Raw genomic sequence first — 12,466 nt, forward strand, 5'->3', positions numbered from 1 at the left:
CTCAATCCAATACATAATGACCCGAACAAAGAGATATTCAGGTGACAGAACTCAAACGTATTATGCATGTGGAAGATGATCCATCTATTCAGGCCGTAGCCAAGGTTGCATTGGAAGTCGTAGGTGGATTTACCGTTGAAACCTGCAGTGGTGGTGAAGAGGCGCTAAAAGGTTTTCATGCTTTTCAGCCGCAGCTGATTTTACTGGATGTAATGATGCCCGGAATGGATGGTCCCAGCACCTTAAAAAAAATGCAGGCCGATTTTGACTTAAGCACTATTCCTGTGGTGTTTATGACGGCTAAAGTGCAAGCCAACGAAATTGAATCCTACAAAGCCTTAGGCGCCGCCGATGTGGTGGTAAAACCTTTTGATCCTATGACCTTGTCCGATCAAATTCGCGACATCTGGCAGAAACTGCAAGGATCAGAGTCTTGACTCTGATCCTACTGCCGATATCTGAGCTGAATGATCGAATGGGAGAGGCAGAGCCGAAGCTCTGACCTTTTATTCTTTATGACCCTCTTGTCGTTTCTGTTCCACTTGCTCAAATAGCTGCTGCAAATCCTGTTCGTACTGCTGCATATCTTTGCCTTGTCCCAGATAAAAAGACAAAGGCAACAAACGTGAATCGTACTGCAAGCTGCGTTCAAAAGGTGACGGAGGGGTCAGCAAGCTAGCCCACTGGCCTGATGTCGCCAGTAAAGCAACAGCAAGAGCAACAGAGGTTTGAACCTTGATTGACCAGTGAGTCGCCAACCATAAATTTCCACTAAACAAAGCCGCTAAGATCAGGGTATAGCCCAGTACTTCGAGCACCTGCGCAACAGCAGAACCGTCCAGGTTAAAGCCCAGCCAATAACAAAATGCAGCCCAGACTGAACTGCAGGCTAGTGCCGCATAGGTCAGACTTAATTGAGGCAGAAAATGACTTTCCTGTTGGTTAAACCGGCTCCATAGCGCCAGAATAGCGGGCCAGATACAAAACATCAGTAAAGATTTCGGCAATTCCAGCAGCCGGAGCGCCCATAAATGCTCAAGCTGTTTTGGAAGAGTTAACCAGATTTCGATCACTTGATTAGCGGCTAATATCAACGCAAACAGCAGAATAAAGGCCCAGTGCCCCATCGCCTGTAACCTTTGGCCTATAATGCTAAAGGGTATAGTTTCAGCCACAGGATGCGCGTCATCATATAACCTCAGAGCTTGCTCACCCAACCAACAGACTTCTCCCGAACGTAATGGCTCTTTCGCAACTACAGCTTTTCGGGCTGAGACAAAACTGCCATTGACTGAACTTAAATCTTCCAGCCACCAGTGACCTTCCTCGTCTTGCTGCAACTGAGCATGATAAGGACACACATGTTTGTTAAATAAAATTACATCGTTGTCAAAAGCCCGGCCTAATTTAACCTGATGCTGTAAAAACTTATGCCGCTCTGTGACTTTTAGCTGCTTATTCAGCACTTCCACTATTACTGCCATACCACAGCTCCAATAAACTTACGGCTGAACTCTAAGGCCATTTTTTGATCAACACCTGCTAAAGTGAAGTGGCTGATCACGCCTTGCTGCTGATGGTCTAAAGAAGCTGAAATATAAGCCACGTCAAAAAGTTGCGGATAGTTTCGATACGCTCTCAAACAAAATACGGCTTTGGCGTGCTGACCTTCTACCGGGCTTATCAGTTGGTTTTGACAAGAAAAAGCTGTGACATCGTCTTCACCAGCCCTGTTGTCAGCATTCATCTGATTAATGCTGTGCTGATAGCGACGGAAAAACTGCAGTGGATGCAAGTCTTTAGCCTGAACCCACTCAAACTGCATTTCAATGCGGCCTGTACTGAATTCTGACGACAAAAAGATTTCTTCCGGCTGATTACAAAAGGCATTTACTCTTTTGACATCGTCTTTGTCTTTTTCCACATTGGACATGCCCCAGCAGCGGATAAAAGGCACTATTTCGTCCGGCACTGTGGCAGGGCCAAAGCTTTTCAGCTGCCAGTCTGCCTGCAAAATTTGCTGAAACATGGCCTGCTGGTTACTGATCAGTTGCTGGTGAATATCCTGTTTCAGATCAGCAACAGGCTCTTTCGCCAGTAGCTTCTGCAAGGCAGCTGCCGGTACTAAAAATCCCAAATCATTGCCAGCTGATGCCACATTGACACCAATCACTTCACCTGTTTCATTCACTGCAGGCCCACCACTCATGCCGCTGTTAATAGCGCCTGTAAAATGAATTCGGGGATAAAAACTGTGTTTTTGCAGGCCGTTGTAGGTACCTGGAACCACTATTAAGCCTAAATCATGAGGGTTTCCCAACGAATACACAGCAGCCCCCTGCACCGGAGCCTGCTGTTGCACCAGAAAACTCTTGGCTGCCTTGTAGTCGGTTTTTAGCAAAGCTAAATCGTTCACCACATCAACGGCCACTATCTCGAGTTTGCCTTTTTGCTGATTTTGCGCCAAAAACTCCAGCTGGTATTTCTGTGGGAATAACACGGCTTCAGACACTACATGGTAGTTGGTGACCACCAGATTAGGTTCGGCCAATAAAAAACCACTGCCTATGGCCGATTTAGCACCAGAAGCATGCTCCAGCACTTTAATTTGCAGTAATGCATCGGCGTAATCCGCAAATACTTTTTCAGCGACAGCAGCACTGTAACAAGGGGCTGAGCAACAGCACAGAACCAGCAATAATAAGCTGGTCCATGTTTTTTGCAGCATAGGGAGTCCTTTCAAATCAGCAATTAATACAACAGGCTATAGAGTTTACGTCTGTAGCTGGACGCTAAAGGCTCACCTTTGGGTAAAGTGGCCAGAATATCCAGATAGAGCTTTTTCGCCTCACCAAAGTTCAGATCCTGCTTCAATATTTCAAACAGCAATGCCAAAGCTTCGGCAGAACGTTGCACCTGATGGTACTGCACAGCCAGCTGTTGTTGCAGCTCTTTGTTGTCAGGATCAGTCACTAACGCTTGCTCCAGCGCTTTTACTTCTGGGCTGTCGGCCGCTTGTTGCGCTAATTCCAGACGCGCTTTCACACTCTGATACAACGCATCCTGATCAGCCATTAATACGGTAGCCAGGGCTTTTTCTGCCGCTTCCAGTTGACCGAGTTCTACCTGTACTAAAGCCAGATGCAAGCGAATATCCACTCGCTCAACAGCCAGTTCATTGGCTTGTTTTAGCAATGGATAAGCTTCAGTCCAGTTTTGTTGCTCCAGCAAAGGCATAGCCTGCTGCAACAACTGATCTTCAGGTTTAGGTAAAAATGCGCTTAAACGCTGCAAAATAGCCTGTTCTGGTTCTTCGCCGGCAAAACCATCAACCGGCTGACCTTCCTTGATAAAGAGCACTGTAGGCACTGAACGCACACCAAAATGGGCCGCAAGCTGCTGTTCCTGATCACAATCCACAACGGCTAATGTCAGCGCATCCGGATAACTTTGCGCTATACGCTGCAATACTGGGCCTAAATTCAAGCAAGCCGGGCTACGTTCAGAATAAAAATAAAACAGCACAGGCTGGGTAAAAGACTGCTCTAACAGTTCACGGACATTTTCTATCGTAACGGGCTTGATATTAGCGGACACAACTCACCTATTTTTATGCGAACCGGACAGCTCCGGTTTTATGGAATGCTTTGCATCACTATGTGGCCGGCACCTTAGATTTGCAAGTCGGGGGTTGTGCATTGTTGATGTAACGGTACGCAGCCTTTAAAGCGTTTATGTAATTCATCCCAACATTCAAATTTATTCCGAGAATTTTGTATTCTCAGCCTCCCCCCTAACAGGCCATCATCGCTGCGCTGCTACAGCGAGACTTTTTTTGGTCAGACCAGAAAAAGCGGTCGACTTTCAACACGTCTTCCCTTAAATTAGCCATCAAGCCTGCTAAATAAAATATAAAAACGACCACTGAGTCACTTATCGATCCAAAGTAATTGGAGTTGCAGCGCGGCGACAAGCGAACGAATCCCCGGGAACATAGACCACTATGTGACTGGGGTGAGAGAACGCGGTCAACAAAGCTGCGGCTTCAAGTACGAAGGATAACAGGCACATAGTTTTGACAGACCCCTTACTCTGTCCGTCCACGTAAAAGAAAATTAATGCTGTTCTGTGTAAGCAGAGCGGTGATTTTTGCTTTAAGCCTTTTTGCGCCCGCAATAGGGCTTAAGGTTCGCACGTGCAAACTATGAGACCTAAATAATGACAAGCCAAAACACCCAACCAGAACTGCTGTCTGGTGGAGCCATGCTGATCCGCGCCTTAGCTGACGAAGGCGTAGAGTATGTCTATGGTTACCCCGGCGGTGCCGTGTTACACATTTATGATGCGATGTTTCAACAGCATCAGGTGAAACACGTCCTGGTCCGCCATGAGCAAGCCGCGACCCATATGGCGGACGCCTACGCAAGAGCAAGCGGCAAAGCTGGTGTAGTGCTCGTCACGTCCGGCCCTGGTGCTACAAATGCGGTCACCGGCATAGCTACTGCTTATATGGATTCAATTCCTATGGTGGTGATCTGTGGTCAGGTGATGAGCCATCTGATTGGCGACGATGCCTTTCAGGAAACCGATATGCTGGGTATTTCCCGCCCTATTGTGAAACACAATATGTCGGTGCGCCGGCCTGAAGATATTCCGTATTTAGTCAAAAAAGCCTTTTATATAGCGCAAAGCGGCCGGCCAGGTCCTGTGGTATTGGATATTCCAAAGGATATGACGATACCGAGTCAGAAATTCCCGTACGAGTATCCAAAAGAGATCAAGCTGCGCTCTTATAACCCGAACGCTAAAGGCCATCCGGGCCAGATCAAAAAAGCCCTGACCACTTTATTAGCGGCGAAAAGACCTGTGCTGTATGCAGGTGGCGGTGTGATTTTAGGCCGGGCCTCAGACGAACTGACAGTGCTCGCCCGCAAGCTGAATTTACCTGTCACCAATACCTTAATGGGCTTAGGTGCTTATCCGGCTTCCGATCCACAGTTTGTTGGTATGCTGGGCATGCACGGCAGTTACGAAGCCAATCAGGTAATGCATAACGCCGATGTGATTTTTGCCGTAGGCGCGCGTTTTGACGATCGCGTGACCAACGCCACCAAAAAATTCTGCCCGAACGCCACCATTATTCATATCGACATTGACCCGGCCAGCATCTCCAAAACCATCAATGCCCATATTCCTATTGTGGGCTTAGTGAAGCCTGTATTGCAGGAAATGCTGCATCAACTGGAGAAAAACAAAGGCGAACTGGATCAAGACGCCTTAGGTCAGTGGTGGCATCAAATACAGCAATGGCGTGAAGTGCATGGTGGCCGTTATGACAGCAGCGCATCGCATTTAAAACCTCAGGCCGTGATTGAAGCTGTGCACCGCCATACCAAAGGCGATGCTTATGTCACGTCAGACGTAGGCCAGCACCAGATGTTTGCTGCACAGTATTATAAGTTTGATAAACCGAACCGCTGGATCAACTCAGGTGGCCTTGGCACCATGGGCTTTGGTTTACCAGCTGCTATGGGCGTCAAACTGCATTACCCTGATGCCGAAGTGGTCTGTGTGACGGGTGAAGGCTCTATTCAGATGAATATTCAGGAGCTGTCCACCTGCAAACAATATGGCCTTGGCGTCAAAATCATTAACCTGAATAACGGTTATTTGGGCATGGTGAAGCAGTGGCAGGATATGAACTACGACAGCCGCTACTCCAGCTCTTATATGGATTCTTTGCCTGACTTTGTAAAGCTGGCCGAAGCTTATGGCCATGTTGGTATTCGCGTGACCAAAGCTGAAGAGTTAGAGCCTGCGTTAGAGCGCGCTTTTGCCCTCAAAGACAAACTGGTGTTTTTAGATATTCATGTCGACCCGACCGAGCATGTGTATCCAATGCAAATACCAGGTGGGGCGATGAATGAAATGTTTTTAAGCAAAACGGAGCGGACTTAAGATGCGGCATATTTTATCTGTATTGCTGGAAAACGAGTCCGGCGCTTTAGCACGTGTAGTCGGCTTGTTTGCTCAGCGCGGTTATAACATTGATTCGCTTACCGTAGCAGCGACAGAAGACCCGACTATTTCCCGTCTGACGCTGGTGACCCGGGGTGACGATCAGGTGATAGAACAAATCACCAAGCAGCTGCATAAACTGATTGAAGTGGTGAAATTAGCCGATTTAAGTGAATCGGCTCATATTGAACGTGAACTGATGATGGTTAAAGTCAAAACCACGGCAGAGCAACGCGAAGAAGTGAAACGCTGCGCTGATATCTTCCGTGGTCAGATTATTGATATCACAGCTAGTACCTACACTATTCAGGTAGTAGGCACCTCTGAGAAGCTGGAAGCCTTTATTCAGGCATTAAACGGCACACAAATACTGGAGACAGTACGCAGTGGTGTGTCTGGCATTTCACGTGGTGAACGTACTTTAAGCCTCTGAAATAGACTGCAAGGACCACAACCCAGTGGTCCTTTTCCTTGCTGTATTTCCTGAGTATTCGCATTTTCTGTTGTAGTGCATTACAGTTGAAACTAATAAGTTTCTGCCACGGCACTCCAATGCAACAAACAGTGTTGATCGTTGATGACTCCAGCTCGTTACGTTATGTGGTCAGACAATTGCTGACAGAGGCTGGTTATAAAACTCTGGAAGCAGAAGACGCCGTTGAGGCACTGGACTTACTGAACGGTCAGAAAATACATCTTATTCTTTGTGATCTTTATATGCCCGGCACTGATGGCCTGGAGCTGATCAGACAAATTAAACAACTTCCCGCCTACAAATTCACCCCAGTCATTATTTTGAGCACAGAAAAATCCGAAGACAAAAAGCTCGAAGCCTATGAAATTGGCGCCAAGGCTTGGGTAATCAAACCTTTCCACCCAACTCAATTACTCAACGCAGTCGCAAAATTAGTTCGGTGAAAATAACTTACTGATTTTTATCTTATTCAGTTGCTGGCGCAGCCGAAATTCTTGTGCTTGTATTGTAGAGGCTTCTTTTACTGATTTTATCAGTTGTGTTGTTCAGACAGTCTTAGTTATTCATTACTTCATGACCCTTAATCGACCTTGCGGGAGTAGATATGAACCTGTTTCGTGATTTAAAAATAGCGACTAAATTAGGTTTAGGATTTTTTGTCGTCTTGCTGCTGATGGCCATTATGGGGGCGGTCGCATTATCGGAAATGAGTAAGGTGAATGACCAGTCGACTGATATTGCGAATAACTGGATGCCAAGCATTAACTTTATTCACGAAACAAATACAGCCACCTCAGATTACCGTATTGCTGAGCTGAATCATGTACTGGCAGAAACGCCTGAACAAATGGCGCTGTATGAAAAAGAGATGGCTGTTTTGCTGGAACGCATAAAGACCAGCAGAGATAAATACGAAAAACTAGTGTCTTCAGATGAAGAAGCCAAACTGCTCGCAGACTTCGATAAGCTGTTTAGCCAATACCTTGAAGTACATAACAGGATGATCCCACTATCCACAGCCCTGAAAACTCAGGAAGCAGTCGCTTTGCTCAACGGTGAATCACAGCAACTATTTAATGACTTTTCCGGAACATTGTTAAAACTGGTAGAACTGAATGTCGCAGGTGGCGAAAAAGCCAGTGCTTTAGGGGATGAGATTTACGCTGCGGCCCAGCAATTTGTCAGTGTAATGATTTTAGTCAGTGTGGCTTTAGGCATAGCTGTAGCTGTGATCATAGTGCGTGGACTAGTGAAACAAATTGGTGGCGAGCCGGCTTATGCAGCAGATGTAGTCACTAAAGTCGCAGCCGGCGATTTAACCATGAAAGTGCAGCTAAAAGCTGGTGACTCTTCCAGTATGTTGTTTGCTATCAGTGAAATGGTGGCTCGTTTATCACAAATAGTGGGAGAGGTCAGAAGCGCTGCAGATAACTTATCTTCAGCTTCAGAAGAAGTCAGCTCCACAGCCCAAAATATGTCACAAGCAACCAGCGAACAGGCGGCCAGTGTAGAAGAAACCTCTGCTTCAGTGGAGGAAATGAGCGCATCCGTCAGCCAGAACACGGAAAACGCTAAAATTACCGAAGGCATTGCCTCTAAAGCTGCAGTAAACGCCAATGAGGGTGGTCAGGCTGTACGCCAAACGGTAGCCGCCATGAAAAGCATCGCTGACAAAATTGGCATTATTGACGACATTGCCTATCAAACCAATTTGCTGGCATTAAACGCTGCAATAGAGGCAGCCAGAGCGGGCGAACATGGCCGTGGCTTTGCAGTAGTAGCCGCCGAAGTGCGCAAGCTGGCAGAACGCAGTCAGGTGGCAGCTCAGGAAATTGGCGAAGTGGCCAAAAGTAGTGTCACGCTGGCGGAACGCGCAGGAGCAGTGCTGGATGAAATAGTACCAGGCATCAATAAAACCTCGGAGCTGGTGCAGGAAATTACCGCTGCCAGTGAAGAACAAAGCACAGGCACTACACAAATCAACTCAGCTATGGTGCAACTGAATCAAGTGACTCAACAAAACGCAGCCAGCAGTGAAGAGTTGGCCGCAACAGCAGAAGAGATGAGTGGTCAAGCAGAACAGCTGCAGCAACTGATTTCGTTTTTCAAAGTGTCAGGAGTCTCTGATTCGATACCACGCAGCTCCACTCCATTGCACAAGACTCCTTCGAAAAAAGCCATGGTGCATCACAACGTCAACGCAGATGGAGATTTTGTCCGCTTTTAGCTTCAGACAGCTCAGCATTGTTGTTCTGCTGAGCTGTACTCTTTCCGCCGGCAGGAGTTGCAAAGATGCAACCTAAACAATATGTCGAAATACTGCTGCAGCCGGGAGAATACTACTTTAGCAATGATCCCAATACCAGGATCCGAACCTTACTCGGTTCTTGTGTTTCAGTCACTTTGTGGCACCCCAAGTTTAAAACAGGCGGTATGTGTCACTTCTTACTGCCCAAACGTAAAGAGTCGCTCAAAACGATCAACCATCAACTGGCCGATGCCCGTTATGCAGAAGAAGCCTTCTGGTTATTGCGGGAAGATATCCGTCATATGGGTCTGCCACTGAGTCAATTTCAGGCAAAAATCTTTGGTGGCGGCCGTATGTTTAGCGGCGAACAAGGAACCATAGCCGATGTAGGTTACAAAAACATTCAAATGGCGAAAGACTTATTGCATCGCATGGGATTAAATTCTGTTTCAGAACATGTAGGTGGAACTGGACACAGGAACGTATTTTTTGATTTGTGGAGTGGCGATGTCTGGGTCAGACAGTTGCCGTTACAACAGAAAAAATAGCTAAGCCATTTTATCGTGTAAAGCAGGCATACCTGCATGTACCCAATTCACCACTTCATAGCTTGGCATAGGCGGAGAAATATAATATCCCTGCGCCACATGGCAACCGGCGCTACGTAAATACTCCCAGTCTTTATGTTTTTCTATACCTTCAGCCACCAGATCAATACCCAGTTTGTTACACATCGACAAGGTACTTTCAAAAATCACCTGCAAATGAGATTTTGATGCTACCCCTTCAATTAAACTGCGATCCATTTTTAGTTCGGTAAAAGGAATTTGCGACAGTTGCTTAACCGAAGAATAGCCTGTGCCGTAGTCATCAATAGACAAACCAAAACCATGCAAACGCAAGCGGCTCAGAAAGGCCAATGCTTCACCTATATTGCCTATCACCTGAGTTTCAGTAACTTCAAAAATTAAATCTGAAGGTGCAATAGCGGCCTGAGTAAGCAGCTTCATCACATCCTGAGTAAAAGCGCTGTTGCTAAAAGAACGACCAGATAAGTTGACAGAAATACGAGGAGCAAAACCTTGCTGATTCCAGACGACCAGTTGCTGTATTGCCATAGTGATCACTTCAAAACTCAAGGCGTCAATCAGACCCTTGTGTTCACATAACTCAATAAAGTCGCCCGGATAAAGCAAACCACGTGCTGGATGGCGAAATCGGACCAAGGCTTCCAGCCCATGCAACATGCCGTTGTCCATGCAAATTTTTGGCTGATAATGCAATTCAAACTGATGTTGAGCCAGGCCTTGTTCCAACTCTTGTAAGCTCAAAGCCGAGTTTAAACAGCAAGCGCCTTTTGTCCGCTCCACAGCTTTGCCTCTGTAGTCTTTGAGCAGCGCTTCCAAAGCCCCTTGAGGTACAGGTTTTTGAATGCTGCCCAGCACATCAATACCTTCGGTGACGGCCATCAGCTCAACAGCCGAAATTAAGCTTTGCTCACGGCTACTGACAATAATCAGAGCACTGCAGGTATTACGTTTTGCCAACCATTGAATAAGCTCTATCCCGTCTAAGTCTGGCATTTCCAGATCACAGATCAAAATATCAAAACTGGTTTCAGCTTTGTCGATCAATTCCAGCGCAACCCGGCCATTTTCTGCAGTCGACAGCTTGCTGATGCCACAGGCGCGGCACAGCACAGACAAATACTCGGCCTGACAAGGGCTGTCTTCAACAATTAATACTCGGGGCGATGCCATAAACCTTTTCCTTATCGACTGTAAGCCATAATGACAGAAGGTATTTTGTCCAACCCCACCAGTTGATCCGCCGCACCACGTTTGACCGCTTCTTTTGGCATGCCATACACCACACAACTTTCTTCATCCTGAGCAAAAGTGCGGGCGCCGTTTTCTTTCATTTCCAACAAACCACGAGCGCCATCATCACCCATACCAGTCATAATAATGCCTATCGAATTGGTACCAGCAATTTTAGCCACAGAGCGAAATAACACATCCACAGAAGGGCAATGCCGGTTTACCGCAGGACCAGGTTTGACTGAAACATGATAATAAGCACCGTTACGCATCAGGCTCATATGCTGCCCACCTGGGGCTATTAGTGCCAATCCTGGCCGGACTCTGTCACCATGTTTGGCTTCGCGCACTTCAATAGCGCACAGTGTATTTAAACGTTCAGCAAAAGCTGCGGTGAATTTCTCCGGCATATGCTGCACTATCACTATGCCTTCACAGTCGGTATCCAGTCGGCTTAATACATATTCAAGCGCAATAGTACCGCCAGTGGAGGTGCCAATAGCCACCACTTTTTCTGTAGTTTTGGCCATAGCTATAGCTGCAGGTTCTGGCACAGCCATTTGCATCGCCTTAGCAGCTGGTTTTGGCTGATGCTTCAGGTTTCTGGTATTAATTTTTGCCACTTCCCGTATAGCTTCGGCAAAGCTGGCTTTACTGTTGATCAGAAAATCTTTTACACCTAACTGTGGTTTAGTAAAAATTCCGGCGGCACCGGCTTCCAGCGCCTGTACCGTGGTTGCGGCACCTTTTTCTGTTAATGAACTGCAAATTAAGACTGGTGTAGGCCGGGTTGCCATGATTTGTTTTAAAAAAGTGATACCGTCCATACGTGGCATTTCAACGTCCAGCGTGATCACATCCGGCCATTCTTTGTTCATTTTGCTCATCGCAAAAATAGGATCCGGCGCCGTAGCCATTACTTCGATATCAGCTTCCTTTTCCAGCAAACCACTCAGCACCTGTCGAACTAAGGCTGAATCATCCACTATCAGTACTTTTATTTTTGCCACTGGACTACCTTTTTATTTATGACCTGCTGGCCGGCATATACTGGTAACAGCTTGGCCTGTGCTGCTTTAAATCATCGTGATAGCCATGAATGCTCTCAGAGTGCCCAACCAGCAACCAGCCGCCTGGTTTTAACTGCCGAACCACATTTTGGATAATTTTTTTCTTATCCTCTAATTCAAAATAAATCAGCACATTACGTAAAAAAACCACATCAAACAAAGGTAGTTTTATCTGTAGGCTAAAAAGATTGGCCTGCATAAAACTGACATGCGAGCTGATTTCAGAGCTGATTTTTAACCAGCCAGTCTCCTGACCTATGCCTCTTAAACAAAAGGCTTTGAGCAGATGCAGCGGTATCCTGTCTTTGGCATCCAAGGGATACAGAGCTTTTTGTGCCCTTTGCAGTACCGCAGTATTAATGTCAGTGCCCATGACTTGCCAGCTACTTTGCTGCCCCCATAAATGGCCAAGCGTCAGCGCTATCGAATACGCCTCTTCGCCAGTAGAGGCAGCAGCACTCCAGACTTTAAAGTTGTCGCGGCTTTGTACCGCTGGAAGCACCTGTTGTTCGAGAAACTGGAAATGTTTTTCTTCACGGAAAAAGTAGGTTTCATTGGTAGTTAATAAATTCACCGCGGTTTGCCGCTCAGCGTTTTGATCGGCCTGATGGATCAATTTAAGGTAAGCAGCAAAAGTTGGGATCTGCAGTGCTTTCAAACGTTTTTGTAAGCGCCCTACTACCATGCTTTTTTTGATATCGGCCAGGTGAATACCGGACTGGCCTCTGAGCCAATCACGGATCTGATAAAACTCCTGATCAGACAACGGAATAGCCCGGTTTAGCTCGGCTGGATCAATAAATGCTTTAGGTTGAGTGCTGCTCACTGCGTCTGC

12 protein-coding genes are annotated in these 12,466 nt (G+C 46.7%); 6 read left to right on the forward strand and 6 right to left on the reverse strand.

Annotation, left to right across the window (positions count from 1 at the left end; genetic code table 11):
• Nucleotides 1–41 precede the first annotated feature (41 nt).
• Nucleotides 42–437: a response regulator gene (locus EK374_RS18880; protein ID WP_127026078.1), complete on the forward strand. Its 396-nt coding sequence runs from the start codon at nt 42–44 to the stop codon at nt 435–437.
• Nucleotides 438–506: 69 nt separating this feature from the next.
• Here EK374_RS18880 and EK374_RS18885 read toward each other — a convergent pair whose 3' ends face one another.
• The 3 genes from EK374_RS18885 to EK374_RS18895 are packed head-to-tail and all read right to left on the reverse strand — an operon-like array spanning nt 507 to nt 3,597.
• Nucleotides 507–1,484, reverse strand: a complete 978-nt coding sequence (locus EK374_RS18885) for an FHA domain-containing protein (protein ID WP_127026079.1) — start codon at nt 1,482–1,484, stop codon at nt 507–509.
• Nucleotides 1,475–2,728 carry a S1 family peptidase gene (locus EK374_RS18890; RefSeq protein WP_127026080.1) on the reverse strand — a complete coding sequence of 418 codons (1,254 nt, stop codon included), beginning with the start codon at nt 2,726–2,728 and terminating at the stop codon, nt 1,475–1,477. The genes EK374_RS18885 and EK374_RS18890 overlap by 10 nt, the downstream gene beginning before the upstream one ends.
• Nucleotides 2,729–2,751: 23 nt before the next feature.
• Nucleotides 2,752–3,597, reverse strand: coding sequence for a tetratricopeptide repeat protein (locus EK374_RS18895; RefSeq protein ID WP_127026081.1), 846 nt, complete (start codon nt 3,595–3,597; stop codon nt 2,752–2,754).
• Nucleotides 3,598–4,218: 621 nt separating this feature from the next.
• Here EK374_RS18895 and EK374_RS18900 point away from each other — a divergent pair.
• The 5 genes from EK374_RS18900 (at nt 4,219) to EK374_RS18920 (ending at nt 9,289) form a co-directional block, all read left to right on the forward strand.
• Nucleotides 4,219–5,958, forward strand: coding sequence for an acetolactate synthase 3 large subunit (locus EK374_RS18900; RefSeq protein WP_127026082.1), 1,740 nt, complete (start codon nt 4,219–4,221; stop codon nt 5,956–5,958).
• Between the two features lies 1 nt (nt 5,959).
• Nucleotides 5,960–6,451 (forward strand): acetolactate synthase small subunit, encoded by a 492-nt coding sequence (gene ilvN, locus EK374_RS18905; RefSeq protein ID WP_127026083.1) that lies wholly within the window; start codon nt 5,960–5,962, stop codon nt 6,449–6,451.
• 119 nt (nt 6,452–6,570) lie between these two features.
• Nucleotides 6,571–6,936 (forward strand): response regulator, encoded by a 366-nt coding sequence (locus EK374_RS18910; RefSeq protein WP_127026084.1) that lies wholly within the window; start codon nt 6,571–6,573, stop codon nt 6,934–6,936.
• Nucleotides 6,937–7,097: 161 nt separating this feature from the next.
• Nucleotides 7,098–8,720, forward strand: a complete 1,623-nt coding sequence (locus EK374_RS18915; RefSeq protein ID WP_127026085.1) for a methyl-accepting chemotaxis protein — start codon at nt 7,098–7,100, stop codon at nt 8,718–8,720.
• Between the two features lie 65 nt (nt 8,721–8,785).
• Nucleotides 8,786–9,289 (forward strand): chemotaxis protein CheD, encoded by a 504-nt coding sequence (locus EK374_RS18920; RefSeq protein ID WP_127026086.1) that lies wholly within the window; start codon nt 8,786–8,788, stop codon nt 9,287–9,289.
• Here EK374_RS18920 and EK374_RS18925 read toward each other — a convergent pair whose 3' ends face one another.
• The 3 genes from EK374_RS18925 to EK374_RS18935 are packed head-to-tail and all read right to left on the reverse strand — an operon-like array spanning nt 9,290 to nt 12,457.
• On the reverse strand, nt 9,290–10,501 hold the full coding sequence (locus EK374_RS18925) for an EAL domain-containing response regulator (protein ID WP_127026087.1): 1,212 nt from the start codon (nt 10,499–10,501) through the stop codon (nt 9,290–9,292). It lies immediately after the preceding gene.
• A gap of 11 nt (nt 10,502–10,512) precedes the next feature.
• A complete protein-coding gene (locus tag EK374_RS18930) occupies nt 10,513–11,571 on the reverse strand; it encodes a protein-glutamate methylesterase/protein-glutamine glutaminase (protein WP_127026088.1) in 1,059 nt (352 codons plus the stop codon).
• A gap of 16 nt (nt 11,572–11,587) precedes the next feature.
• Complete coding sequence (locus EK374_RS18935; RefSeq protein WP_127026089.1) at nt 11,588–12,457, reverse strand: CheR family methyltransferase; 870 nt, start codon at nt 12,455–12,457, stop codon at nt 11,588–11,590.
• Nucleotides 12,458–12,466: the final 9 nt, after the last annotated feature.

The sequence above is a fragment of the Rheinheimera mangrovi genome, assembly GCF_003990335.1.
Taxonomy (GTDB): domain Bacteria; phylum Pseudomonadota; class Gammaproteobacteria; order Enterobacterales; family Alteromonadaceae; genus Pararheinheimera; species Pararheinheimera mangrovi.